At 46.3% G+C, this 26,357-nt stretch carries 28 protein-coding genes; 7 read left to right on the top strand and 21 right to left on the bottom strand.

Translation table 11 applies throughout. The annotated features are described in order from the left end of the window. Nucleotides 1–12 precede the first annotated feature (12 nt). Nucleotides 13–642: a LysE family translocator gene (locus tag AC1RNB_RS15245; RefSeq protein ID WP_493084190.1), complete on the bottom strand. Its 630-nt coding sequence runs from the start codon at nt 640–642 to the stop codon at nt 13–15. Between the two features lie 252 nt (nt 643–894). On the opposite strand from AC1RNB_RS15245, the gene AC1RNB_RS15240 reads away from it, so the two are divergent. The 3 genes from AC1RNB_RS15240 (at nt 895) to AC1RNB_RS15230 (ending at nt 2,522) form a co-directional block, all read left to right on the top strand. Further along, nucleotides 895–1,674 (top strand): (Fe-S)-binding protein, encoded by a 780-nt coding sequence (locus tag AC1RNB_RS15240; protein ID WP_493084188.1) that lies wholly within the window; start codon nt 895–897, stop codon nt 1,672–1,674. Nucleotides 1,675–1,712: 38 nt separating this feature from the next. Further along, on the top strand, nt 1,713–1,934 hold the full coding sequence (locus AC1RNB_RS15235; protein ID WP_493084186.1) for a hypothetical protein: 222 nt from the start codon (nt 1,713–1,715) through the stop codon (nt 1,932–1,934). Between the two features lie 72 nt (nt 1,935–2,006). Next, nucleotides 2,007–2,522, top strand: coding sequence for a hypothetical protein (locus AC1RNB_RS15230; RefSeq protein ID WP_493084185.1), 516 nt, complete (start codon nt 2,007–2,009; stop codon nt 2,520–2,522). 14 nt (nt 2,523–2,536) lie between these two features. On the opposite strand, the gene AC1RNB_RS15225 is transcribed toward AC1RNB_RS15230, so the two are convergent. After that, entirely contained in the window at nt 2,537–4,993 is a 2,457-nt protein-coding gene (locus AC1RNB_RS15225) for a TonB-dependent receptor domain-containing protein (RefSeq protein ID WP_493084183.1), read from the bottom strand. 94 nt (nt 4,994–5,087) lie between these two features. On the opposite strand from AC1RNB_RS15225, the gene AC1RNB_RS15220 reads away from it, so the two are divergent. After that, the gene (locus AC1RNB_RS15220; RefSeq protein WP_493084181.1) at nt 5,088–5,441 is read left to right on the top strand and encodes a Spx/MgsR family RNA polymerase-binding regulatory protein; all 354 of its coding nucleotides are present in this window, start codon (nt 5,088–5,090) and stop codon (nt 5,439–5,441) included. A 338-nt stretch (nt 5,442–5,779) separates the two neighbouring features. Here AC1RNB_RS15220 and AC1RNB_RS15215 read toward each other — a convergent pair whose 3' ends face one another. From AC1RNB_RS15215 to AC1RNB_RS15160, 12 genes are all read right to left on the bottom strand, one after another. Further along, complete coding sequence (locus AC1RNB_RS15215) at nt 5,780–6,892, bottom strand: redoxin domain-containing protein (protein ID WP_493084179.1); 1,113 nt, start codon at nt 6,890–6,892, stop codon at nt 5,780–5,782. 2 nt (nt 6,893–6,894) lie between these two features. Beyond that, nucleotides 6,895–7,491 (bottom strand): bifunctional phosphoribosyl-AMP cyclohydrolase/phosphoribosyl-ATP diphosphatase HisIE, encoded by a 597-nt coding sequence (gene hisIE / locus AC1RNB_RS15210; protein WP_493084177.1) that lies wholly within the window; start codon nt 7,489–7,491, stop codon nt 6,895–6,897. Nucleotides 7,492–7,606: 115 nt separating this feature from the next. Continuing rightward, entirely contained in the window at nt 7,607–8,365 is a 759-nt protein-coding gene (gene hisF / locus AC1RNB_RS15205) for an imidazole glycerol phosphate synthase subunit HisF (protein ID WP_493084175.1), read from the bottom strand. Nucleotides 8,366–8,422: 57 nt separating this feature from the next. Beyond that, nucleotides 8,423–9,136, bottom strand: coding sequence for a 1-(5-phosphoribosyl)-5-[(5-phosphoribosylamino)methylideneamino]imidazole-4-carboxamide isomerase (gene hisA / locus AC1RNB_RS15200; RefSeq protein ID WP_493084173.1), 714 nt, complete (start codon nt 9,134–9,136; stop codon nt 8,423–8,425). A 69-nt stretch (nt 9,137–9,205) separates the two neighbouring features. Beyond that, nucleotides 9,206–9,787 (bottom strand): imidazole glycerol phosphate synthase subunit HisH, encoded by a 582-nt coding sequence (gene hisH / locus AC1RNB_RS15195; protein WP_493084171.1) that lies wholly within the window; start codon nt 9,785–9,787, stop codon nt 9,206–9,208. A gap of 9 nt (nt 9,788–9,796) precedes the next feature. Next, the gene (trpA, locus tag AC1RNB_RS15190) at nt 9,797–10,576 is read right to left on the bottom strand and encodes a tryptophan synthase subunit alpha (RefSeq protein WP_493084169.1); all 780 of its coding nucleotides are present in this window, start codon (nt 10,574–10,576) and stop codon (nt 9,797–9,799) included. 27 nt (nt 10,577–10,603) lie between these two features. Then, complete coding sequence (gene trpB, locus AC1RNB_RS15185; RefSeq protein WP_493084167.1) at nt 10,604–11,800, bottom strand: tryptophan synthase subunit beta; 1,197 nt, start codon at nt 11,798–11,800, stop codon at nt 10,604–10,606. Nucleotides 11,801–11,809: 9 nt separating this feature from the next. After that, nucleotides 11,810–12,451 (bottom strand): phosphoribosylanthranilate isomerase, encoded by a 642-nt coding sequence (locus AC1RNB_RS15180; RefSeq protein ID WP_493084165.1) that lies wholly within the window; start codon nt 12,449–12,451, stop codon nt 11,810–11,812. 1 nt (nt 12,452) lies between these two features. Next, nucleotides 12,453–13,238: an indole-3-glycerol phosphate synthase TrpC gene (gene trpC, locus AC1RNB_RS15175; RefSeq protein WP_493084163.1), complete on the bottom strand. Its 786-nt coding sequence runs from the start codon at nt 13,236–13,238 to the stop codon at nt 12,453–12,455. Between the two features lies 1 nt (nt 13,239). Further along, complete coding sequence (trpD, locus tag AC1RNB_RS15170) at nt 13,240–14,232, bottom strand: anthranilate phosphoribosyltransferase (protein WP_493084161.1); 993 nt, start codon at nt 14,230–14,232, stop codon at nt 13,240–13,242. A gap of 1 nt (nt 14,233) precedes the next feature. After that, nucleotides 14,234–14,830 carry an anthranilate synthase component II gene (locus AC1RNB_RS15165; protein WP_493084160.1) on the bottom strand — a complete coding sequence of 199 codons (597 nt, stop codon included), beginning with the start codon at nt 14,828–14,830 and terminating at the stop codon, nt 14,234–14,236. 44 nt (nt 14,831–14,874) lie between these two features. Next, nucleotides 14,875–16,290: an anthranilate synthase component I family protein gene (locus AC1RNB_RS15160; protein WP_493084158.1), complete on the bottom strand. Its 1,416-nt coding sequence runs from the start codon at nt 16,288–16,290 to the stop codon at nt 14,875–14,877. A gap of 312 nt (nt 16,291–16,602) precedes the next feature. Here AC1RNB_RS15160 and AC1RNB_RS15155 point away from each other — a divergent pair, with 312 nt between their 5' ends. Then, nucleotides 16,603–17,874, top strand: coding sequence for a metal-dependent hydrolase family protein (locus tag AC1RNB_RS15155; protein WP_493084156.1), 1,272 nt, complete (start codon nt 16,603–16,605; stop codon nt 17,872–17,874). Nucleotides 17,875–17,890: 16 nt separating this feature from the next. Then, nucleotides 17,891–18,325 carry a DUF2147 domain-containing protein gene (locus AC1RNB_RS15150; protein ID WP_493084154.1) on the top strand — a complete coding sequence of 145 codons (435 nt, stop codon included), beginning with the start codon at nt 17,891–17,893 and terminating at the stop codon, nt 18,323–18,325. A 118-nt stretch (nt 18,326–18,443) separates the two neighbouring features. Here AC1RNB_RS15150 and hisB read toward each other — a convergent pair whose 3' ends face one another. From hisB to hisG, 7 genes are all read right to left on the bottom strand, one after another. Continuing rightward, nucleotides 18,444–19,628 carry a bifunctional histidinol-phosphatase/imidazoleglycerol-phosphate dehydratase HisB gene (gene hisB / locus AC1RNB_RS15145; RefSeq protein WP_493084152.1) on the bottom strand — a complete coding sequence of 395 codons (1,185 nt, stop codon included), beginning with the start codon at nt 19,626–19,628 and terminating at the stop codon, nt 18,444–18,446. A gap of 2 nt (nt 19,629–19,630) precedes the next feature. After that, complete coding sequence (locus AC1RNB_RS15140) at nt 19,631–20,083, bottom strand: c-type cytochrome (RefSeq protein ID WP_493084150.1); 453 nt, start codon at nt 20,081–20,083, stop codon at nt 19,631–19,633. Between the two features lie 7 nt (nt 20,084–20,090). Beyond that, the gene (locus AC1RNB_RS15135; RefSeq protein ID WP_493084148.1) at nt 20,091–21,389 is read right to left on the bottom strand and encodes a PQQ-dependent sugar dehydrogenase; all 1,299 of its coding nucleotides are present in this window, start codon (nt 21,387–21,389) and stop codon (nt 20,091–20,093) included. 56 nt (nt 21,390–21,445) lie between these two features. Then, on the bottom strand, nt 21,446–22,501 hold the full coding sequence (hisC, locus tag AC1RNB_RS15130; protein WP_493084146.1) for a histidinol-phosphate transaminase: 1,056 nt from the start codon (nt 22,499–22,501) through the stop codon (nt 21,446–21,448). Between the two features lie 30 nt (nt 22,502–22,531). Further along, complete coding sequence (locus AC1RNB_RS15125; protein WP_493084144.1) at nt 22,532–22,951, bottom strand: GNAT family N-acetyltransferase; 420 nt, start codon at nt 22,949–22,951, stop codon at nt 22,532–22,534. A 12-nt stretch (nt 22,952–22,963) separates the two neighbouring features. After that, nucleotides 22,964–24,250, bottom strand: coding sequence for a histidinol dehydrogenase (hisD, locus tag AC1RNB_RS15120; RefSeq protein WP_493084142.1), 1,287 nt, complete (start codon nt 24,248–24,250; stop codon nt 22,964–22,966). Nucleotides 24,251–24,355: 105 nt separating this feature from the next. Next, complete coding sequence (gene hisG / locus AC1RNB_RS15115; RefSeq protein WP_493084141.1) at nt 24,356–25,249, bottom strand: ATP phosphoribosyltransferase; 894 nt, start codon at nt 25,247–25,249, stop codon at nt 24,356–24,358. A 309-nt stretch (nt 25,250–25,558) separates the two neighbouring features. Here hisG and AC1RNB_RS15110 point away from each other — a divergent pair, with 309 nt between their 5' ends. Beyond that, a complete protein-coding gene (locus AC1RNB_RS15110) occupies nt 25,559–26,344 on the top strand; it encodes a glycoside hydrolase family 16 protein (protein WP_493084140.1) in 786 nt (261 codons plus the stop codon). The last annotated feature ends 13 nt before the right edge of the window (nt 26,345–26,357 follow it).

Raw genomic sequence — 26,357 nt, 5'->3', positions numbered from 1 at the left:
AGATAATCTTTGTTAAATAAACGGTTCCCAGATCATGCGGTATACCTGTATCAACGCAGTAATAAAGAAAACGATCCCCATGATTTTATTCAGCGTTTTATTGCTGGTTTTCATGCGGGTTACCAGCCAGTTACCACCATGGATATAAACAGCCAGTCCGGAAAGCGTTCCCACACCTGCCCCAACTGTGAACAAATTAAAAGGGATGGCGGCTACCGGCAGCACTTTGGTTTGTATAAAAGTGGATGTCCACAGAAACCAGAAAGGAATCTGAACAGGGTTGAGGGCACTCATCATCAGTCCCAGTAAAAACCGGTTTAGTTTATTATTCAGCAGCAATGCTTTTTTTTCTGTTTCCTGTTTTTGTGCCACCAGGAATGCGAGCACACCCAATACGAGGAACATCACCACCGTTACCCAACCCAATCCCAGAAACCACACCCGGTGTTTCACCACCCAGTCCATGCCGGTTAGGGCAAAGCGCAGGTAAATCATTTCTACCATAGCCACCCCTACGGCATATAACCATGCTTTTTTAAACCCCTCCTGCAAACAGATCTGTGTAGCAGTAAAGCTCATGTTTCCCAAAGGCAACTGCCCGAGAAAACTGACCAGGAAACCGACGAAAAGAATGTGGACCATTGGAATAAAAGTACGATAAGAATAGGAAACGGGAACAGAGGAACAGAAGAACAGACGAACAGACGAACAAGGAACAGAGGAACAGAAAATGACGATCATAAAACAAAGCACCTAGAAAAACAAGATCAGGGAGTGTTGATCGGAAAGGCAGTTTATTACTGTTTATAAAAAGCTCGTCTGTTCCTTGTTCGTCTGTTCATCTGTTCATTTCTGCTATTTGTTTTTCCAGTACATTCGTATAAACTTTGGGATATGAAAGTGAATACCATGGCTGAGATGATGGCAAGCGGCGAAACACCGGATATTCTTTTCTGGGTGGGTTGTGCCGGCAGTTTTGACCAGCGTGCCCAAAAGATCACCAAAGCATTTGCCACCATCCTGGATAAAGTGGGTTATAAATATGCCATCCTCGGCAAAGAAGAAGCCTGCACCGGCGATCCTGCCCGACGTGCGGGTAATGAGTTCCTTTTTCAGATGATGGCCTACCAGAACATACAGGTGCTGAATGGGTATGGTATAAAAAAGATCGTGACTACCTGTCCGCATTGTTTCAATACGCTGAAAAACGAATATCCTGAACTGGGTGGCCTCTATGAAGTAATTCACCACACTACCCTGCTGCAGCAACTGATTGATGAAGGAAAAATAAAACTGAAAGAAGGTGGCAGTTTCAAAGGCAAAAAAATCTCTTACCACGATAGCTGTTACCTGGGTCGGGCCAATGATATTTACGAAGCTCCACGTAAAGTACTGGAAGCACTGGATGCCGAACTGGTAGAAATGAAGCGCTGCCGCAGCAACGGTCTCTGTTGTGGTGCAGGTGGCGCCCAGATGTTCAAAGAAGATGAACCCGGCGATAAACGCATTAATATTGAACGTACCGATGAAGCACTGGCCACCGGTGCCGCTTTTATCGCGGCTGCCTGTCCATTCTGTAATACCATGATGACGGATGGTGTCAAGAACCGCGAAAAAGAAAATGAAGTGGCCGTACTGGATGTGGCAGAAATGATTGCAGCGAGTATGGAATAACGTCAGGATCCTTCCTTTAATAAACATCATTCGTTATTATGCTTTCCCGCAAAAATTTTACCTGGAAAAAATGGCTGGCCATCACCGTATACATGTTTGTGGTTACGCTGCTGATCAGCTGGCTTTTATCACTGCTGCTCAAAGAACCGCCCGAAACCCGGGGCCAGTTTTTTACCGGTGCTTCACTTGCCGGCAGGCTGTTTGCAGCTATCTTAAGTGGAACCTTCCTGAGTTTTATGCGTTTTGGTCGGAAAACATAGGTTTAAAACACCTTCTTTCCGCCTGCTGCTACCTGAGATACAGAATTCTGACAAAAGCAGTAATTTTGCAGTATGAACTTCGAATTCCAGCACCTGATTCCCGCAGATTTCCACCCCCGCTCCCGGGTATGGATTTACCAGAGCAACCGCCTGTTTATGATCAGCGAAGCCTTACAGTTGGAAGAAATGCTGGAAGAATTTGCCGGCCGTTGGAAAAGCCATGGTGCCCCGGTTAAAGCCTATGCCAATCTGCTCTTTGGACAGTTCATTGTACTGATGGCCGATGAAACGGTGACGGGTGTGGGAGGTTGCAGCACCGATAGTTCGGTTCACTTTATCCAGCAAATACAAACTGAATTTAAGGTAGATCTGCTGAACCGCCAGAACCTGGCATTTGTGGTGAAAGACAAGATCGAAACCATTCCACTGGCCCAGGTAAATTATGCACTGGAGAATGGCTTTATCACGCCCGATACCATCTACTTCAATAACCTGGTAGCCGATAAAGCGGCTTTGTTGTCAGACTGGATGGTACCGGTTAAAAACAGCTGGCTGGCGAGCCGCATCAAACAGCAGGCTGCCCAATAAGAACATATTTCCCTTTATTTCTGTTGCAGTTTATCCAGTGCTTCCTTGCGTTGTTTATCGTTGAGATTACTTCGTACCATTACTTTACTTAACTGGTAGCTAAGCGTTAAACGGAAATTCCGGGTATTGCTGGCACTGTAGCTTTCAATCGTAAAATTACTGCCGTAGGTAAAGCCATTATATTTCTGCAATCCGAAAGGATCAATGGCAGCTACTCCAACCGTAATGCGTTTATTGAAAAACTTCCTTTGTGCACTCAGACTCATATTGATATTACTGCGCGAGCGACCCTGCGGACTGGCAAAACTGGTGTACCGGTTATTGGCTTCGATCATGGTCAGGTTATCCGGCGAATAACTGTAGTTGAATGTAGCATAGAGGCTTCCTCCATCCACATAGCGGTACAATAATTTTTCCCTTGCACTGTATTTGTTGTAATTATAACCACCACTGATGCTGATCCGGATTTTCCGTGCAATAGTAATACCACTCCATATACTGGCCTGGTATTCTTCCTGATCAGAAATATTCTGCCAGGTAGTTTGTGTTTTACCGCTATCTGCCAGTGTACGGATAGAATTGAACACATTCTTTACCCGGTTATATCCCAGTGAGGTATTGAGGTTGAAATTGCGTGCAGAGTAACTGAAATTCAGGTCAAAATTATCTGTGAGTGATGGCTGGATATATGGATTACCAAAACGGATATTAAACGGATCACTGAAATCCACGCTGGGGTTCAACTCATTCATACCCGGCCTACGGATGGTTTCGCGGAATACAAAAGACAGATTAAACTCCTTACTGAATTCTTTCCGGATAGTAAGATTGGGCAGTATTCTCCAATAGGTGTTATTGGCATTGGGGGCATTGCCTTTTACAAAGCGGAAATCAGTTTGTGTATTCTCTGCCTGGGCACCCATGATCAGCTTGGTATCATGCGGCAACCCGATAATCAGAGCGGCCCTTACCGTAAACACTGATTGGTGAAAATAAAAGTCATTACTCAGCAGTGCATTCTGTACAAATACCTGATCTGCCTTACGCAGAAAACTGGTGTTGAGCATATTATGATATACCTGCGAAGTATAGGAGCTGCCGATGGATAAAAAACTGGTGCCCGTATCGTTAATGGGTTTGTTATAATTACTGTTCAGGTAAAAAGAACGCACATAATTATCGGTCAGTTGTACCTGTGTGGAATCCAGTCCGGTAGGCAGGAAATCCGACTGCAGGAACTGCTGGTAAAAATCGCGGTTGTTTTCGTTTTTGCTGAAGTTGTAACCGCTATACACCTGTAAACGCTCTACCGGATTTTTCCCCTTCCACTGGTACGAACCCGAGAACCCGTGATTATACCCGTCCCCATCATACGCATTGTTTCTCGAGCTGGCTTTGTAAACATTTAATACACTATCCCGGTTAGTATATAATACATCGCTCCGGTTATGGTAATAGTTCAGGTTACCCTGGTATACAAAACTGATCGTACTTTTTTTAGTAAAATCGTAATCTGCCTGAAAACGGGCATTGGGATGCCGGCTACGATTATTGAAGGCAGACTGCGAATAAAAATAGTTCACCGAATCGCGGTAAATATTCTGCCGGTGCGACCATGAATTACCTTGCGAGAGCGAAGTACCATAACCTATACTTGAACTCATATTGAGTTTACTGCTTCGGTAACTTACATAACCCGATACACCGGCCTCGCCCCTGGAACCTGTACTCAGGCTTACTTTCTGATAAATACCTACCCTGCCCTTGCGGGTAATGATATTGATCACCCCGCCCGGATGCGTGGCATACTCCGGCGGTGGGTTCTGCATCACTTCTACTTTCTCTACCACATTGGCAGGTAAACTTTCCAGCAGTTCGGTTAATTGTTGCCCACTGAGATTAACAGGTTTTTCGTCCATCAAAATCAGGGGTTCTTTTCCGCGCAGCAACAATGTGCCATCCGGATTGGCATTCATCAATGGCAGGTTACGCAGCATTTCGGAAGCATTGCTGCCATTACTGAGCGGACTCTCGGCCACATTGTACACCACTTTCCCGTCGCGGTTTTCTACCAGAGGTTTCTCCGCATATACGATCACTTCATTCAATGCGGTACCGGCAGCATTCAGTTTAATATCGCCCAGATTAATATCTATTCTCTCTGCATATATATGAATGCTATCCAGGTTATATTGGGCAAAACCAACCAATTCTACTTTTAAACGGTAATAACCGAAAGGAAGACTTTCAAAACCAAATCCACCGTTTTTATCTGCGAGTAAAGGGGTTGGCGTAGCGGTAGCATCGATCCGGGTTAAAAGGAGGCTGGCAAAGGGAAGCGGTTTGCCGGATACCTGGTCCAGCACATTCCCTATCAGACTGCCCAGCTGGGTTTTCTGCCGGTTTTTATCCTGCGCCTCCAGTGAAGAAACGAACCCTGCCAATAAAAACACCACCCAGATTCTGTACATGTATCGATTGCTTGCTTACAAAATAAGCCATCCCGCTTTATTCCTTCAAATAATTGTGGTTTACTGGCTACTTTTGCCCGAATAATCGGTCAACATGTACACTGTTTACGGAATACCCAACTGCGATACGGTAAAAAAAGCCCTTGTCTGGTTAGATGCACACCAGATCCCTTTCGAGTTTCATAACTACAAAAAGCAGGGCATCACAGCTGCCAAACTGAAAAACTGGAGCAGCCAACTGGGATGGGAAGTGGTATTGAATAAAAAAAGCAGCACCTGGCGCGGACTCACTCCCGAAGTGCAGGCAACCATCACCAACGAAAAAGCGGCTATTAAACTGCTTACCCAAAATACCAGCGGCATCAAACGCCCACTCATCGAAAAAGGGAACCAAGTAATCGCTATCGGATTTGATGCGGATACTTACGCGAAACTGTTCAAAAAATAATATCGTTGGGTAACTACGCGCAAAAATATCTCACGCAAAGGCACAGTTTATAGTAACATAAACTGTAAACTTCCTACTGGAGTAGGTTGATCATTTACGCTCATTCTCTTTTACCCTCTTTTTCTCTTGTCCTTCTCTTAGTGAAACCTTTTACACTTTCCGCAATTCTGCCGATAAGCGGGATGTTTATTTCACTAAGAGCTAAAAGAGAGAAAGAGCTAAAGAGGGTGGACAGTTTCTGCGATTCTGCTAAGAAACAAATCACTTCAGTCAGCGCAAAAAAAATCCGTGCCTCTTCAACACACAGAGACACGGAGATACAGAGATCCACAGATATTTTATTTCAGTAATTCCTTCAGTTTTCTTTGCAGTTCCTCACCTCTGATATCGCGGGCAATGATTTTTCCGTTGGGGTCTACCAGCAGATTTGCGGGGATACTTTGAATACGGTATAACTGTGCCACCGCATTGTTCCAGTATTGGAGGTCACTTACATGGGTCCAGCTCAGTTTATCAGCTTGTATAGCCTGCAGCCAGTTATTCTTTGACTGGTCAAGCGATACGCCCAGTACGGTGAAGTTTTTGTCTTTATAATTCTGGTAAGCTTCCACCACATTCGGGTTTTCCATGCGGCAGGGTTTGCACCAGCTGGCCCAGAAATCCACCAGCACATATTTACCACGGAAAGAAGCCAGTGATACTGGTTTGCCATCCACATCCTTCTGGGTAAAATCAAGTGCCTGTGAACCAATCATTCCTATTTTGGTATCCGCAATCTTCTTTTCAATCTCGCGGGCAAAAGAACCTTTGCGGGCTGAGGGTTGTAGTTGTGTATATACATTTTCCAGTTCTACCGGACCTTCAAACAATGGCATCACCGCAAACAAAGTCAGCGAGCTTACGGCCGAAGCGGGTTTGTCTTTCACAAACTTCATGGCAGTGGTCATAACCGTGTTACGCAAAGTTGTATACCCCAGTATCAGCGAATCTCTTTTGCCCGGTTCTTTTTCTCCATTGATCACCTGTACTTTTGCCCGCATCTCTTCGAACAAAGGATTGAAAGTAGCTTTAAAAGCCTCGTAATCCGTTTCAGTAGCAGAGCCTTTAATCTGCACCGAACCCGGCTGATTCAGATCGCCGGAAATAGTAATCGCATCGTTAGCAATGAACAGATCAACCGCCTGTGCGTAACCTGTAAAACTGAGCTGAAAAATATCCGGCTCATTTAGTTTCCCTTTCAGGGTGAATGCGCCTTTTTTTACTTTGTCTTTGGCAATGATCTTTCCATCGTTGCCTCCTTTCAGGATAACTTCCGTGCTGTCTTTTAAACCACTCAGGCTACCCTTGATTACAAACCCGGCACTTACCTGTGGTTGCATCATGGTAAAACCCTGTCCACCCTGGGCCATGGCCAGTATCGGCATCAATAAAATGATCAGTAATTTTTTCATGCTTATTTCGAATGTCTTTTTTGAAGTACTTCTATTACAGCCTGTAAATTATGTCCTTTCGCGTTAAGCAAAAGCAAATAATGGAATAACAGGTCCGCCGCTTCGTTCAGAAACAGGTCATCATCGTTGTCTTTGGCTTCAATCACCAGTTCTACGGCTTCCTCCCCCACTTTCTGGGCTATCTTATTGAGGCCCTTGCCAAACAACCTCGCTACATACGATTCCTCCGGTGTAGCCAGTTTGCGCAAACGGATAATTTCTTCGAGATAGAGTAAAAAATTATCGTTCCGGTTCTTTTCGCTGAAACAGGTATCCGCGCCGGTATGACAAACCGGGCCCACCGGATGCGCTTTTACCAGCAGGGTATCATTGTCACAATCCACCGTAATACTTTTCAGTTCCAGAAAATTACCACTCTCTTCGCCCTTGGTCCACAGCCGCTTTTTGGTGCGACTGTAAAAAGTCACTTTCCCCGTCTGTTCCGTTTTATCCAGTGCCGCCTGGTCCATAAACCCGAGCATCAGTACGGTATGGGTGTGAAAATCCTGTACAATGGCAGGCACCAGCCCGTCTGCATATTTGGCAAAATCTATTTTCATGTTACCAGCTTTTGGTTCTTGATTGATCATGGGTTGCGTCGCACACTTTAACACCTGTGCCGGTCTCAGCAAGGGTCTGCAAAGATACAGCAAGATTTCGGGAACAGGTTCCGGCTCAGATCCTCATTACAATCCCCTTATCCTTCAGGTAGGCTTTCAGTTCCGGGATCCCGATCTCTTTAAAGTGAAAAATACTGGCGGCCAGTGCCGCATCGGCTTTCCCGTTGGTAAATACATCTACAAAATGTTCCATCGTTCCCCCCCCTCCCGAGGCAATTACGGGTACGGGTAATGTGCTGGCCAGTGTGGCGGTAATATCAAGGGCAAAACCCTGTTTGGTACCGTCGTGGTTCATAGATGTGAGTAAGATCTCGCCTGCGCCCAGTTCAACGGCCTGCCGGGCCCAGTCGGTACACAATGTATCCGTTTTAACCCGGCCGCCATTCAGGTATACATACCAGTTGCCATCGGCTTCCTGTTTGGTATCAATGGCCAGTACCACACACTGGCTACCAAATTCTTTGGAGAGATCAGCGATCAATTGCGGGTTTTTAAAAGCGGCTGTATTCACAGAAATTTTATCGGCACCGTTCTGCAGCAGTACACTTACATCTTCTACACTGCTGATGCCACCTCCTACTGTAAAAGGAATATTGATATGGTGCGAAATCTTATTCACCAGTTCGCTCAGTGTTTTTCTTTTTTCTACCGTAGCCGTGATATCGAGGAACACCAGTTCATCTGCTCCCTGCTGCGCATAAAAAGCACCCAGTTCTACCGGATCGCCGGCATCACGGATATTCTCAAAATTGACCCCCTTCACGGTTCTGCCATCTTTGATATCGAGGCAGGGTATAATTCGTTTCGTTAACATAAAATCGCTTTGCGCCTTAGCGCCTCCGCAGGCAAATCTACCCACAGAAGGCAGGCTTTAAAAATTGATCAGTTCTGTAAGCGTGATCCTGTTTTCATAAATCGCTTTGCCCACAATGGCACCGCAGCAACCGATCAGTTTCAGTTCTTCCAGGTCTTCCAGGGTAGCTACTCCGCCGCTTGCTATAAAAATCAGTTCCGGAAAACGGTGAATGATGCGCTGGTACAGTTCCAGCGAGGGCCCCTCCAGTTTTCCGTCCTTACTCACATCCGTACAAAAAATCTGGCTGATGCCATAGCCCATGTACTTCTCAATAAAAGCATAGATATCAATATCAGTGGTTTCGAGCCAGCCGCCTACTGCAATCTTTTCTCCTTTTACATCGGCCCCCAGTAAAAACTTTTCCGCGCCATACTTCTGTAACCATTCTACAAACAGGGTTTCGTTCTTTACGGCCAGACTTCCGATAGTGGCAAAAGCAGCACCCGAATGAAATACGATTTTCAGGTCCTCTTCTGTTTTAATGCCTCCCCCAAAATCAACCACCAGCGAAGTGGCTTTAGTAATCGCTTCCAGCACTTTCCAGTTTTTAATGGCACCGGCTTTGGCTCCGTCAAGGTCTACCAGGTGTAACCGCTGCAGACCGGCATCTTCGAACTGTCTGGCCACTTCCAGTGGGTTGGAATGGTAAATGGTCTTCTGGTCATAATCGCCCTGGGTAAGGCGAACACATTTTCCATCAATGATATCTATGGCGGGGATGATTTGCATGAATAATTAACAATTAGAAATTAAAAATTAAAAATTTCTATTTCGATTCCTCCTGCAGAGGAAGGGGTTTTATAATTGGATGAAGTTTTTTAACAGTTGTTCTCCTACCGAAGCACTTTTTTCGGGGTGAAACTGGACGCCGTAAAAATTGTTTTTCTGTAAAGCACTGCTGAAACGGACACCGTATTCGGTAACAGCCGCTGTTTCTTCGCAGAGCGCTGCGTAGTAGCTGTGTACAAAATAACAGTAAGGATCTTTCTGAATACCAGTAAACAGCGGTTCTTTTCCTTCCTGCACCAGGTTCCAGCCTATTTGCGGGATCTTGAGCTGACCGGTGAACTTTTTCACTTCCGTATCAAATATGCCCAAACATTCGGTATCGTTCTCTTCGCTGTGGGTACACATCAGTTGCATACCCAAACAAATGCCCAGTACAGGTTGGGTTAAACTTTTGATCAGCGTATCCAGTTCTCTTTCTTTCAGGTAGTTCATAGCACTGCTCGCTTCACCCACACCAGGAAAGATCACTTTATCGGCCGCTTGTAATTCGGCATGATCATCCGTTACCACCGCTTCCATACCAATGCGCTCCAAAGCATACAGGACTGACTGGATATTACCGGCATTATATTTTACAATAGCTAGTTTCATTTTGATGGGTTATACTGTTGTTCCCAGAACCTGCTGCAAAAACTGGCGGGTTCCTTCTTCGATGTTTTTTGTCTGGTTAAGCATCTGTATATACGCTGTTCCAATAATGGCACCATTGGCATATTTACAGGCCGACTGAAAAGTTTCTCTATCCTTAATACCAAAACCTACCATCACAGGATTTTTCAGTTGTATGGATTGTAATCTTTGCAGATATACTCCAACCGCTGTAAAGTCTTTGTCTTTACCTGTGGTAGCTGATGAACTTACCGCGTATAAAAAGCCACTGCTCAGTTCATCCAGTTTGCGAACCCTTTCTTCCGTGGTTTCTGGGGTTACCAGAAAAATAAAATCCAGTTCGTATTGTTTGATGATGGGGCCATATTCCGTTTCAAATTCAAACTCCGGCAAATCAGGTAATATCAAACCATCTACGCCCACTGCCGCCGCATCGGCACAGAATTTTTCAAAGCCATACTGGAGTATCGGGTTCATATAGCCCATCAGGATCACCGGGATCTGTATCGTTTTCCTGAAATCTTTCAGTTGTTCAAACAATATGGCCAGTGTCATTCCATTTTCCAGTGCCTTACTGCTGCTGGCCTGAATCACCGGTCCGTCTGCCAGCGGATCGCTATAGGGCATTCCCAGTTCTATCAGGTTGGCACCGTTATCCTGCAAAGCTTTCATCACCGTAAGGGTGCTGTTGCATTCGGGATAACCGGCCGTGCAATACACATTCAAAACCTCTTGCTGTTTTTTGGCAAATAAATCCTGTATTCTGCTCATGGTATAGTGTATCAATCAGTAATCTTATCAGATATTCATGGCTTTCATGTAAGTAGCCAGGTCTTTATCGCCACGGCCACTTAAACAGATCACTACGGTATCCGTTGTTTTCAACTGCAGTTTTCCCAGTACCGCAAATGCATGCGCTGTTTCCAGTGCAGGAATAATGCCTTCTGTTTTGCTGATATGGAAAGCCGCCTGTAAAGCTTCTTCATCGGTGGCGCTTACAAAAGTACCGCGGCCACTGGCAAAGAGATTAGCATGTAAAGGGCCCACACCGGGGTAATCCAGTCCGGCAGAAATACTATGCGGCTCCACTACCTGTCCATCGGCTGTCTGCATCACCAGGCTTTTACTGCCATGCAGGATGCCCGGTGTACCCAGTTGGGTGGTAGCGGCACTCATACCACTGTTCACCCCATAACCGGCGGCTTCTACTGCTACCAGCTGCACACTCAGTTCATCCAGGAAATGATAAAAGGCACCGGCCGCATTACTACCACCGCCCACACAGGCAACTACATGCGTAGGTAATTCACTGCCTGTTTTTTCTTTCAGCTGCCACCTCGTTTCTTCGCTGATCACACTCTGAAAGCGCGCCACCATATCCGGATAAGGATGCGGGCCTACCACACTGCCAATAATATAATGTGTATCCACCGGGTTATTGATCCAGTCGCGGATGGCTTCGTTGGTGGCATCTTTCAGTGTTTTGCTGCCGCTGGTAGCCGGTATCACTTTGGCGCCCAGCATTTTCATGCGCGCCACATTGGGGGCCTGGCGTTCAATGTCTTTCTCACCCATGTACACAATACACTCCATCCCTTTCAACGCACAAACGGTGGCCGTGGCCACACCATGCTGCCCCGCACCTGTTTCTGCAATGATGCGGGTTTTACCCAGCTTACGTGCCAGCAGAATCTGGCCAATGGTATTGTTGATCTTGTGGGCACCGGTATGGCAAAGGTCTTCTCTTTTCAGGTAAATATTTGTCTGGTATTCCTTGCTTAAACGTTCGGCCAGGAACAAAGGAGTGGGCCTGCCCACATAATCTGTCAATAACAGCTGAAACTCTTTTTGAAAAGAGGCTTCATACATGATATCGAGGTAACGGGCCTTTAATTCTTCTACATTGCGGTGTAACATTTCCGGAATATAGGCACCGCCGAACCGGCCATAATAACCTTGTTCGTTGGGATGCTGGTAAGTGAGGGTCGCTGTCATCTTAATCTTTTATAGCTGTTTTACTAACGGTATAAATCTGGTTAACGCTTCCATATCTTTAATGCCGGGAGTTATTTCAAATTTGCTGTTCACATCAATTGAGAAAAGATCTTTGGCTACCGGTTCTTTGGCAAAATGCGTCAGCTTTTCAGTATCTTCCGGACCAATCCCACCACTCAGGAAAAAAGGTTTCCCAATAGCCAGTCCGCGCAGAATATTCCAATCGAACTGTTTACCAGTGCCGCCATATCCCGCACCTTCGGTGTCAAAGAGAAACATGTCGGCGATGTCCATATAGTCTTTTACTTTCCACAACACATTGTCTTCTTCGCGCAGGCGGAATGCTTTTACCACACCCACATAATTGGAGATCTTCTCGCAGTACTTTGGGGTTTCATCTCCATGTAACTGCACCAGGTGTAAACCGCAATCATCTACCGTCTGCAGTACTTCTTCCACCGTTGCATTTACAAACACGCCCACTTTGTTAATGCCTTTTCCCTTGATCTTTTTTATCTCAGGTTTGGGCATGAACTTATATACATAACGGGGCGATTTCGGGTAAAAAATAAATCCGGCAAATTCCACTCCCATTTCATCGAGTTGCAGAACCTGTTCCGTGCTGGTCATACCGCAAACCTTGATTCGCATATTATCCTGCTTTTAGTTGATTGACAAAATCAGCAAAAGCAATCGAAGGACGGGCCTGTTTCATAAAATTCTCTCCTATCAGAAAACCTGTAAAACCGGCCTGCCGTAAAGTTACAATAGTATCTACATCACTGATACCGCTTTCTGCCACTGCGGGCTTTTCTTTGGGTATCTTGTTAATAAGCGCCAGCGAAGTATCAATGCTAACGGTAAAAGTCTTCAGATTCCGGTTATTTACGCCCACCAGGTCTACCGCTTCACAGATATGGCCCAGCTCTTCTTCGTTATGGATCTCAAGTAATACTTCCAGTCCCAGCCCCCTGGCTACCCCCGCCATCGTTTTCACTTCGGCAGGAGTTAAACAGGCCGCAATCAGCAGAATCACTTCCGCACCATAGGCTTTGGCTTCTACCAGTTGGTATTCATCGATCATAAAATCTTTGCGCAGCAGCGGTACTTCATTAATGGTAGCTGCCAGCAGATCATCCAGTGAGCCGCCAAAAAATTCCTGATCGGTTAACACAGAAATACCGGAAGCGCCGTGTTGGGCATAGGCCTGGGTAACTTCTTCCACCGATACACGATCATTGATAATGCCCTTGCTCGGAGATTTACGTTTAAATTCTGCAATGATTCCCGTTCTGGCAGGATCCAGCAGGAAGGATTTTAATGATAGCGTTTCATTGGCAAAAAAACGCCCTTTCTCCAGTTCGGCAACAGGCACCTGCTGTTTACGTTCCGCTACTTCCTTTTTTTTCTGCGCTACGATGGTATCTAAAATATTCATGTTATTGCAGGCTGATTAAGGTTTGTAAAGATTGATGAGCCTTCCCGCTTTCCAGGCTATCTACGGCGGCATGATACGCTGCATCGTAACTGGTATATTTACCCGTGCAATGCAATGCCATGGCAGCGTTGGCCAGCACTACTGCATTCTGCGCCCAGCTACCTTCTCCTCTGATGATCTTCTGAAAGATCTTAGCGGCTTCTTCTGCCGTATTGCCCCCGTAAATGTCTTCTGCAGAAACAAGGCGTTTGCCTAATTGTTCGGGTGTCATCACTTTCTCTCCTTCATTGGTGATCACTTTGGTATCGCCGGTGAGCGAGATTTCATCGTAACCATCCAGGCTATGGATAATAGTGAATGCTTTACCCGTTTGCTGCAACAGGTAATTATAGATCCTCGCCATCTCCAGGTTATATACGCCTACCAGCTGGTAAGCAGGGTCGGCAGGGTTTACCATCGGGCCCAGCATATTAAAAAATGTTCTTACACCCAGGTTCTTACGGATGGGACCAACTATTTTTAAGGCAGGATGAAACAGCGGAGCATGGAGGAAACAGATATTGGCCGCTTCCAGTTCCTTCAGTAAAATATCATTACTGCTCTTGAAACGATATCCCAGCTGTTCCATCACATTCGAAGAGCCGCTGATAGAAGTAGCCCCGTAGTTACCATGTTTGGCCACTTTTTGTCCGGCACCTGCCACAATAAAACAGGATAAGGTAGAAATATTAAAGGTATTCTTTCCATCCCCTCCGGTACCTACAATATCCATTACCGGGTGACCCTGCAGATCTATCTTCACACAGAGTTCCAGCAAAGCATCTCTGAAACCCTGCAGCTCTTCGATGGTGATACTGCGCATCAGGAATACGGTGATGAAAGCAGACATTTCGCTTTCATTATACTGTCCGCGCGACATACTAATCAGCACTTCCTTTGCCTGCTCTCTCGACAATGTTTTATATTCAAACAGATACTGTAAAATCTTTTTCATCTTATTTATTTAACCAGTTACGCATCATTTTTTCGCCATCGGGCGTAAGCACACTTTCGGGGTGAAACTGTACGCCCTGTATGTCAAATGTTTTATGTTGTAAAGCCATGATATAGTTATTGGCATCCCTTGCCGTTACTTCCAGCTCGGCCGGGAAGCCGCTTTCATTGATGACCCAGCTATGGTAGCGGCCCACAACGATCTCATCGGGCAGGCCGGCGAAGACATTGTTTTGTGAGGGGTGAGTAGTGAGTGGTGAGTTTTTTTTGATCAATTGTATTGGTGTAGCTACGCCATGATACACGGTTGACAGGTTCGTGAGACTGCCCCCAAAAGCTTCGCCGATGGCCTGGTGGCCAAGACAAACACCCAGTATGGATTTGGTGGAAGCATATTCCTTGATCAGTGGCAATAACATACCCGCTTCTGAAGGTATGCCCGGACCAGGAGAGAGAATGATCTTATCATAGTCCTTCGCTTTTTCCATAGGTAGTTCATCATTCCGGTACACGTCTACTTTACCATGCGTTATTTTTTCTACCAGGTGAACCAGGTTGTAAGTGAACGAATCGTAATTATCAAATACTAATATTTTCATTTTACTGTTTGCTTTGACGGGTTTTATCGGTCTTGATCCGTGAACTAAATTCCTTCTGCTATCTCGATGGCTTTTTTCAGTGCATTCAGTTTATTATTCACTTCCTGCAATTCACTCTCCGGCACACTCGCGGCTACTACACCTGCACCGGCCTGGTACACCAGCGTATTGTTTTTACTCAGGAAGGTGCGGATCATGATGGCATGGTTACAACTGCCATCAAACCCGATAAAACCGATACCACCCCCATAATAACTTCTGGCCGTAGGTTCATACGCATCTATGATCTCCATAGCTTTGAATTTTGGGGCCCCACTCAGGGTGCCTGCAGGAAAGGTTTTGGCCAGCAGCTCAAAGGGATTCTGGCCTTTGCTCACTTTACCGGTTACTTCGCTTACGAGGTGAATCACATGACTGTAATACTGCACCTGGCGGTACTGGCTCACTTCCACTTCATCGCAGGAACGGCTGAGATCATTGCGGGCAAGGTCTACCAGCATTACATGTTCTGCATTCTCTTTGGCATCGGCCAGCAGCTTAGCTGCCATTTCCTGGTCAACCTGGTCATCACCGCTACGCTTAAAGGTACCGGCAATGGGATGTACAATGGCTTTGCCGTTCTGGATCACCAGCTGCGCTTCCGGCGAGGATCCCATCAGTTTATAATCACCATAATCAAAAAAGAACAAATAGGGCGAAGGGTTCACACTGCGCAAAGCGCGGTACACATTAAACTCATCACCCGTAAACCGCTGCTGAAATCTTCTGCTGAGTACGATCTGGAACACATCCCCGCGCATACAACGCTGAATACCTTTCTGCACCATGTCTTTGTATTCCTCATTGGTCATATTAGAAGACTCTTCGCCCTGGCTTTTGAAAGGAAATACCGGCACATCCTTGCTCTTGATCAGCGATTCTACAATAGATAATTCAGAGTCCAGTCCGGGCACGAGGTTCTCGCAGATAAACAGTTCATCTTTGAAATGATTGAACACGATCACATACTGGTACAGGCGATAACGCATCAGCGGAATAACAGGTTCAACGCCGGCGGCCGTGTGCAGTTGAATCGTATCAAAGAACTGCACGGCATCAAATGTGGTGTATCCGAACAGGCCCTGTGCAAACCTGCCCTCTTTCATGGTAGGTTCCTTGGCTTCAAAACGTTGCATGAAGGACCAGAGTTGATCGGGTACTTCAGCGGTAGCTTTAATGCTCAGTTGCTCAGGTTTCTGGCCAGGCAGTTTGTATTCTATACTTTTTGCCGAACTGATCTGGATGCCTGCAATGGCATTGATACAGATAAACGAATAACTATTCTCTGCGGCATGGTGATCGGTGCTTTCGAGCAGTACCGTATCGCGGAACCGATCGCGCAAGCGCAGGTAAATACCTACCGGCGTAAACAGGTCGCCCAGCATTTTCCTGCATTGTGTTTGTAGTGTTATTTTCTTCATATTTCACCCTAACCCCTGCGGGGCATTTACAGCGCTTTTGAAAAGCAGCTAAGTGATCAATCTCCCCTGATTCTTCCCCTTTTGGGGAGCCAGGGGTAATAAAAAACCCCGACAATCTCTGTCGGGGTTCTGAATAGTATTCAAAAAGTACTGGCTATGCCATTACAATCCCCGAACGGAGTTTGTATGCCACCACCAATATTTGTTTGTGATCTGGTTCATTGCTGGCAAAGTTGTAGCAGAATCGTTGTAAAACCAAATTTTTTTTAAGCGGGCAGGAACCTTTGTTAACTTCACCCTAATAATCCATTTATGAGAAGATCCGCTGTTTTACTGCTGTTTTTCCTCCTGCCGGCTACCGGTATTATCGCACAGGATACCGCTATCCTGCTAAAGCCCGAAAGGGTATTCGATGGAGAAACCATGCATACCAACTGGGCCGTACTGGTAAAACAACAGCAGGTCATAGCAGTGGGCGAATCAGCCAGTATCAAGCCGGAACAGCCTTTCAGGATCATCGAATTAAAAGGTAAGACCCTTTTGCCCGGGTTAATAGAGGGACATTCGCACCTCCTGCTCCACCCTTACAATGAAACCAAATGGGACGAACAGGTACTGAATGAGTCCCGCGCCGAAAGAACGGCCCGCGCCGTGGTGCATGCCAATAAAACCCTGCTGGCCGGTTTTACCACCGTACGCGATCTGGGAACCGAAGGGGCCGATTATGATGATGTGGGTTTAAAAGCCGCTATCGAAAAAGGCATCATCCCCGGACCCAGAATGATCATTGCCACCAAAGCCATTGTGGCCACCGGCAGTTACGGACCCAAACTGAAAAATACAGATCACCAGCTCATCAGGGGTGCCGCTGAAGCGGATGGTGTGGATGCATTGATCAAAGAAACCAGGACACAGATCGGCAACGGGGCCGACCTGATCAAAGTATATGCGGATTACCGCTGGGGACTGGATAGCAAAAAACCGGAACCTACTTTTACCCTCGATGAATTAAAAACCATTGTAGCCGTTACGGCCAGCAGTGGCCGCAAAGTAGTGGCCCATGCCGGTTCGGAAGAAGGCATGCGACGCGCTATACTGGCGGGTGTGAGTACCATTGAACATGGCGATAATGCTACCGCCGAAATTTTTGACCTGATGGTACAGCACAAAGTAGGCTATTGCGCCACGCTCAGTGCATCAGAAGCCACGAGTGAATACGATGGCTGGAAGAAGGGTAGTTTTCCGGAGCCCCAGAAAATCACCAACAAACGCAGGGCTTTTACTCTGGCTTTGCAGAAAGGAGTTACGATTGTGTTTGGAGGTGATGTAGGTGTATATGCCCATGGCGATAATGCACGTGAAATGGAAGCCATGGTAGCTTATGGAATGAAACCGCTGGATGTATTGAAAAGTGCCACATCTGTGAATGCGGATATGTTTGGGTATGGCAATACCATCGGCCGGATCAAAAAGGGATTACTCGCCGACCTGATAGCGGTAGAAGGAGATCCTTCTGCCAATATTTCGCAGATCAGGAAAACAGCGCTGGTAATGAAAGACGGAACCATTTATCTTAATCAATAAAAAGGTAATCACGACTATGAAACAAATACTGACACTGATTGGCTTTTTCTTTTCTACCACTTTACTGGCCGCAACCAGCAGTGCCGATGATATTGTAGGGATCTGGCTCAGCTCCAATGGACAGGGAAAAATACAGATCTACAAAGAAGGAGATCAATATTTCGGCAAACTCTACTGGATGAAGGAACCCAACGGCCCAAAAGGCAACCCGAAATTAGACGTGAATAACCCCGACCCTTCTCTGAGAAATAAACCATTACTCGGTTCGGTAATTCTTAAACATTTCAAATACGATGACGGCGAATGGAGCGGCGGCCGCATCTACGATCCGCAGAACGGGAAAGAATACAAAAGTTATATCAAACTGAAAGACCCACAGACACTGAGCCTGCGTGGTTATATCGGCATTTCTTTATTGGGAAGAACGGAAGTATGGAAGAGGGCGGGATAGGGTTAGTCTGGAGTTAAAAGTTAATAGTTAAAAGTCTGGAGATGGAAGTGGGATGTACTTAACTACAGACTATTAACTACTAACTATTAACTATTAACTATTAACTATTGACTCTCCCCTACAGCACCCCCTTCGTAGAGGGCAGAAAATCAGATAAGGGATCTCGCTTAACGGCCATTTTGATGGCTTTGGCGAAGGCTTTGAAGATGGCTTCTATTTTATGGTGTTCATTCTCTCCTTTGCATTCGATATTCAGGTTACACTTAGCCGCATCGCTGAATGATTTGAAGAAATGAAAAAACATTTCAGTAGGCATTTCTCCTACTTTTTCCCGCTTGAATTCTGCGTTCCATACGATCCAGTTACGGCCACCGAAATCGATCAGCACTTTGGCTTCAGCTTCATCCATAGGTAACGCAAAACCGTACCGCTCCATTCCCCGCTTATCTGCCAGGGCCAGCGCAAATGCTTCACCGAGGGCAATACCAGTGTCTTCAATGGTATGGTGTTCATCAATATGCAGGTCTCCTTTCGTAATCACCGTCAGATCCATTTTACCATGACGCGCGATCTGGTCCAGCATATGATCAAAAAAACCGAGACCAGTACTGATATTCGCTTTCCCGTTTCCATCCAGGTTCAGTTCTACATGGATCTTAGTTTCATTGGTATTACGCTCATGTACCACTCTGCGTAAACCCAGTTTCAGAAAACTATATACATCCGCCCAGTTATCCGATTCAAAAGCAATGGTTGGGCGCAGGGCCGCTTCCTGTGCCTCGGTTAGCTGGTGCAGGGCCGAGTGCAGGTAAATGGCTTTGCAGCCCAGGTTTTTGGCCAGTTCTATATCGCTCCACCGGTCGCCGATCACGAAAGAATGGGCCAGATCAAATTCGGGGTTGTTGATGATATGCTGCAACAAAGCCGTACCCGGTTTACGCGTAGGCTGGTTCTCGCTGGCAAATGTTTTATCAATGATCATCTCATCAAACACAAAACCCTCCCCCTCCAGTACACGAAGCATGAGATCATGATAGGGATGAAAATCTTTTTCAGGATAAGAATCCGTTCCCAGTCCATCCTGATTGGTCACCATCACTTTGTAATAATCCAGTTCAGCAGCTATCCTCGACAGGGCCGTGATCGTTCCGGGAACAAAAGAAGTTTTTTCAATACTATCCACCTGAAAATCGATCGGCGGTTCCTGCAATACCACACCATCCCTGTCTACAAACAGAATTCTTTTACCGCCATGTTCCGCTGCGGGGGTATTAGCCGGCGTATCCGCTTTACTGCTTACCATACTTATTTGATTTTAGCTCTGATCACTTTTACTTCTGCTACGGTTACTGCACCGGCTTTGTTGGTCCAGCTGTTCCTGATATACGTGAGCACATCTGCGATCTGCTGGTTAGAAAGATCCGCATGCGCCGCCATATTGTTACTATAATATTCGCCATCCAGTTCCACCCTTTCATCCAGCCCTTTCAGTACAATGCGTACCAGGCGGGTTTTGTCTTTACTTACTACGCCGGTTGCTCCATCCAGCGGAGGGTTCAGGTGGGGTACACCGCCCCCATCTACCTGGTGGCAGGCAAGGCAAGTGGTGGTATATACCTGTTTACCTCTTTGTAAAGAAGCACTCATCGAATTTGCAGAACCAACAGCTGCCGGTTTGGCCGGCAGCTGTTTTTTAGGGGCTGTCTGAAATGCCATACAGGCAAAAGCGGCTGCAGACAGGATCAATACTTTCTTCATTAATCTATTATTTGCCGGTGTAAACAATTCGGTAAATAGTTCCTTTGGCATCATCTGCTACATATAGCGAGCCATCAGGTCCTTCTGCCAGCCCGGAAGGACGATGTTGCGCCCCCCTGGTACCGGTAACTACTTCTATGCCTGCAAAACCATTCGCAAAAATTTCCCACTTGCCGGGTTTGCCGTTTTCGAAAGGTACAAATGCCACATAATAACCTTCCTGCGGTAAAGGTGCGCGGTTCCAGGAACCATGAAAAGCGATGAATGCACCGTTTTTGTATTTAGCAGGGAACATAGAACCCGTGTAAAACAACATTGCATTGGGTGCCATATGCGCCGGGAACGCTACTACCGGATCGATATATTCTTTGCTGCCTTCTTTTACGCCATCACCACCATATTCAGGTGCCAGCATTTTTTTATTCTGGAAAGGATCGTAATAGACATAAGGCCAACCGGCATTATCGCCTTTCTTCAAAGCATACATGGTTTCTGCGGGCAGGTCTGCATTCTGTTGTTGGGTATAGAGAGAAGGGAACAGGTTATGCAGGTCATCGCGTCCATGCTGCATTACAAACAACTGGTTCAACTGGTTGTTCCAGTCAAGGCCCACCACGTTACGTAAACCCGTCGCATATCTTACCCCATCGCCATAGGTCTGGTTCAGCTTATCTGCTTTGAACTGCCAGATGCCCCCGGCAGAATCCAGGATTGGGCAAGGCATTCTGCCGAGTGAACCCGGCTGCCTGTCGCGCTCCTGGCAGGAATTAGAGTAAGCGCCGATATTGACATAGATATTGCCATTGTTATCCAGCGTGATGGATTTGGATTCGTGCTGGCGGCGGTTGATCAGTCCGGTAATAATTTTTTCAGGCTGCAGCGGACTCACTACTTCCCCTTTGGCATCGAGTTTATAACGAAATACTTCCTCATCGGAAGAAGCATAGAGATACCCGTTTTTAATAGCGATCCCGGTTCCACCATAGTTACCCATGCTGGAAATATCTTCAGCTTTACCATCTCCATTCGTATCGCGGAGGCGTACAATGCCCTTACCATCTGCCACCCGCATCAGTTTTACGTATACATCGCCCTGGGCGGTAACGGCTATATGGCGGGCACGGCCAATACCATCGGCTACTTTCAGTGCACCAAAACCGGCAGGCAGTTTTAAACCCGCGTTATCAGCATCGGCCACCACTGCAACGGGTTTGGCAAGCGTTAGTGAGTCGGATGCATTTGCAGTTATACCGCTAAGTCCTGCCATAGCGAGGAAAAGCGTGAATACAGAAGCGTTTTTTTTCATATGTGGTTAATTAGGGGTTGAATTTACAACGGAAAACAGATACCTCCACGGTTTGTTTATTGTGCGTACCAATCCTGCATGGCATCTACCAGTAAAGTATTTTCCTGCTCTGTTCCTACGGTGATGCGCAGGCAATCTTCGCAGAGGGTTACATTACTCCTGTCGCGCAGCACAATGCCTTTCCCCAGCAGGAATTCATAGATCTTGCGGGCATCTTTGATTTTTACCAGCAGAAAATTGGCATCTGAGGGATATACTTTCTCTACCGTAGGCATCGAACGGAATACTTCTGCCAGTGCCTCGCGCATATCTACCAGCAAACGGATCATATCGTTTACCTGTCCTACTTCATCCAGTGCTTTTAATACCAGCTCCTGTGTGGCCTGGTTGATATTATAAGGCGGTTTTACCTTATCCAGCACTTCAATGATAGCAGCAGAAGCAAAAGCCATGCCCAGGCGCAGGCCCGCCAGTCCCCAGGCTTTACTCAGGGTTTGCAGCACCACCAGGTTGGGATAGTCTGCCAGTTCCTGTATAAAAGATTTCTGTTTGGCAAAATTGATATAGGCTTCATCCACCACTACAATGCCGTTGAAATTATTCAGTACCGTTTCAATATCTACCCTGTTCAATGCATTGCCGGTGGGGTTATTGGGGGAGCAGAGCCAGATCAGTTTGGTATGGGCATCTACAAGTGTTTCAAGGTGTACGAGGTCGAGCTGAAAATCTTCGAGCAAGGGCGCTTTTTTCACCGCTACATCATTGATATTGGCGCTTACTTCATACATGCCATAAGTAGGCGGACAAATGATCACATTATCCTTACCCGGCTCACAGAAACAGCGGAAAAGCAGATCTATGCATTCATCACTGCCGTTACCGAGAAAAATATGTTCAGGCGTTATGCCTTTGATCACACCCAGCTTCTGTTTAATGGCACGCTGGTGCGGATCAGGATAACGGTTATACCATTTCAGCAAAGGTGAACCCAGGCTGTTTTCGTTGGCATCGAGGAATACTTTGGCTTCGCCGCTGAATTCATCTCGGGCAGAAGAATAGGCCACCAGTTTTTGGATATTGGAACGAACCAGTTTAGTAAGATCAAATGACATAATTTTTTCTTTATTCTTTTGAGAGATCTATTATAGTTTTCTCTGGTAGTGAAAACCCAGTATTTTATATCCTTCGTTGGCCCAGAATTTTTGTCCGCCGCTGTTCGTTACATAACAATTCAGTTCCGAAGCCACACAACCTTTGGATTGCCCGTATGCATATACCCATTTCATCATCTCCTCCCCGATGCCTTTGTTACGATATTCGGGCAGTATCATCACGTTATCGGGCTCAATATGGCGGCCTACGTAATATTTAACCAGTATCCACAAACCGCTGATGCCGATCAATTTCCTGCCGTCGTAAACACCCAGGCATTCATAACCACGCTGCACCATTTCAGCCAGCCTTTCCCTGAGAACAGATTCCGGTATATCAGCATTTAATAATTGCAGCATGGGAATAATACTGTTGATCTCTTCTTTTGGTATGAGTGCGTATGTATACATGTTGTATCAGCTTTAATCTTTCGGGTAAGCAGTCCGGACGCGAACTGCATTGGCATGTGCATCCAATCCTTCTGCTTCTGCCATCAATACTACTGTGTCAGCGATAGCTTGTAACCCCTGCTGCGATAATCGCTGGTAAGTCACTTTCTTCACAAAACTATCTACACTAACACCACTGTAAGCTTTGGCAAAACCATTGGTAGGTAAGGTATGATTGGTACCGCTGGCATAATCGCCCACACTCTCCGGCGAATAATTACCGAGAAATACCGATCCGGCATTCACAATCTGTTCTGCCAGTTCATCCGCATCCTTACAGGAAATGATCAGGTGTTCGGCAGCATATTCGTTAACCAGTGCGATGGCTTCTGCCAGATCCTGCACCAGAATGGCCGTGCTGTTCTCCAGCGCTTTGGCTGCCAGCTCTTTGCGGGATAACTGCGCCAATTGTTTGCTCAACTCATCCTGCACCTTATCTACTAATGCCGCAGAAGTAGTTACCAGTAATACCTGGCTATCTGCGCCGTGTTCTGCCTGACTTAACAGATCGGCCGCTACAAAAGCTGCATTGGCTGTATCATCGGCCAGCACACATACTTCACTGGGGCCCGCGGGCATATCAATGGCAATACCTTCCTGTTGCACCAGCTGTTTGGCGCAGGTTACATACTGGTTACCCGGACCGAATATTTTATACACCTGCGGCACAGTTGCTGTTCCGTAGGCCATTGCAGCAATCGCCTGCACACCACCGATCTTGTAAACCGATGTGATGCCTGTAATGCTGGCTGCATACAAAATAGCCGGATGCAGTTTTCCATCCTCACCGGGTGGCGAACAAAGTACTACCTGTTTACAACCGGCAATCTTTGCCGGAATGGCCAGCATCAGAATGGTAGAAAACAAAGGCGCCGTACCACCGGGGATATAGAGACCTACTTTTTCAATACCAATACTCTTACGCCAGCATTGCACACCGGGCATGGTTTCCACCACTTCTACTGCCGCTGTTTGTTTGGTATGAAACAATGTAATATTGGCCGCTGCCTGCTGAATAGCCCGTTTTAATACATCGGAAAGCAAGGAAGCCGCTTCGCTGATCTCTTGTTCAGAAACCAAAAAATCGTCGAGCACTGCCCCATCAAACTGTTGGGTAAACTGTTTTACGGCCGCGTCTCCGTTCAGTTTCACTTCCTTCATCACGGCTTTCACTTTCTCCTGCAACGCACTGTTATCAATAGCAGGACGTTGCAGCCATTGTGGCCAGTCGCTTTTTTTCGGGTATTGTACAATTTTCATAATTACGGTTTCAAGGTTTTCGTGAGACGTGAGTCGTGAATCGTGAGTTTTTTCTCTCACAACTCATTACTGACGACTCACGACTCACGACTCACGATTCACGTCTCAGACAATCATCTTCTCAATCGGCACCACCAGAATTCCCTGCGCTCCGGCGGCTTTCAGTTGCTCGATGATATCCCAGAAATCATTCTCATTCAGTACGCTGTGAACACTGCTCCAGCCTTCTTCGGCCAAAGGCAATACCGTAGGACTTTTCATACCGGGTAACAAAGCAATGATCTCTTTCAGTTTGTCATTAGGTGCATTAAGCAATATGTATTTGTTGTTCTTGGCTTTCTTCACAGATTGCACACGGAACAGCAGGCGGGAGATCAGCTGTTCTTTTTCTGCCGACAACCCTTTGTTCTTGATCAGTACAGCCTGCGATTGCAGGATACTTTCTGTTTCTTTCAGTCCGTTCATGAACAGGGTGGATCCACTGCTTACGAGGTCGCAGATCGCATCGGCCAGTCCAATGCCGGGGGCAATTTCTACACTGCCGCTGATCTCGTGGATCTCTGCATCTACCCCGTTTGCCTGCAGGTAATCACCCAGAATCACCGGGTAACTGGTAGCAATTTTTTTGCCTGCCAGGTATTGTACACCCGTATAGGTTTCGCTTTTACGGATAGCAAGGCTTAAACGGCATTTACCAAAACCCAGTTTCTCGGCTACGGTCACTTTCTTTTTCTTCTCGTACACTACATTCTCTCCCACAAAACCGATATCGGCCACCCCATCTTCCACATATTGCGGAATATCATCATCGCGGAGAAAATATACCTCTATCGGGAAGTTGCTGGCTTCTGCTTTCAGTTTGTTTACACCATTACTGATATCGATGCCACATTCTTTCAACAAACGGATCGAATCATCGTGTAAACGACCGCTTTTCTGGATCGCTAATTTCAATTTGTCGCCTGCCTGGGCCGGGCTGTTTTGCATAGCTTCTTTCATACCATTGGGCTTACGCCTGTTTTTTTTTCCCTGAAGAATGATAGCCCCCCTTCAGGAGATGGGGGCAATAACAAAGGGCCTACCGATCCGGTAAGCCCTTTAATGTTTTATTGTGAACCAGCACAAAACACCAATAGCCTACCCCAGGGGTAAGAAATGATGGTGGTGTGTATGTGCAAATCTTTTCATAACAGAGCACAAAAGTAAAGCCATTCGCTTTTACCCGCAAATTTTTTTGCGTTAAACAGTCCTACCCACGATAAAAGCGGGTTTTGTCAGTATCTTGGTAAGCCAAAAGACGTTGCTTTTATGAAAAAACTTACACTTGTTATTTTTGTAATGCTTTCCTGCCTGACCTGTTTGCAGGTTACGGCCCAGACAAAGAAAAAACTGGTATGGAGCGATGAGTTCAATTATACCGGGTTACCGGATTCAACCAAGTGGAACTACGATGTAGGCGGACATGGCTGGGGCAACCATGAACTGCAATATTATACCCACAAGAAACTGAACAATGCCCGGGTAGAGAAAGGGCATCTGATCATTGAAGCCAGAAAAGAAAAGACAGAAAACAATGAATACTCTTCTGCCAGGTTGGTAACCAAGGGCAAGGGCGACTGGACCTATGGTCATATTGATGTCAGGGCCCGTATACCCAAGGGGCTCGGTACCTGGCCCGCTATCTGGATGCTGGCTTCAGTTTCCCCTCTTAAATGGCCCGATGACGGAGAGATCGATATCATGGAACATGTAGGGTATAACCAGGGAGTGATACATGCATCGGCACACACCAAAAAATATTTTCACAGCATTGGCACACAGAAAACAGCTACCACACTGGTGCCTGATTGCAGTGAAGCGTTTCACCTGTATTCTTTAGACTGGGATGCAGAAAGCATTACCATGCTGGTAGATGGCAAAGCATATTTCACTTTCAAAAATGAGCATAGCGGTAAAGAAGCCTGGCCTTTTGATAAACCCTTTCATCTCTTGCTGAATGTGGCCGTTGGAGGTGACTGGGGCGGACAGAAAGGCGTGGATGAAAAGATCTACCCACTCAGAATGGAAGTAGACTATGTGCGCGTTTACCAATAATCACTACTATACA

The organism is Sediminibacterium sp. GW821-FHT12F12, assembly GCF_058806635.1.
The sequence above is the reverse complement of the archived record's forward strand: the minus strand, read 5'-3'. Positions and strand labels throughout refer to the sequence as shown.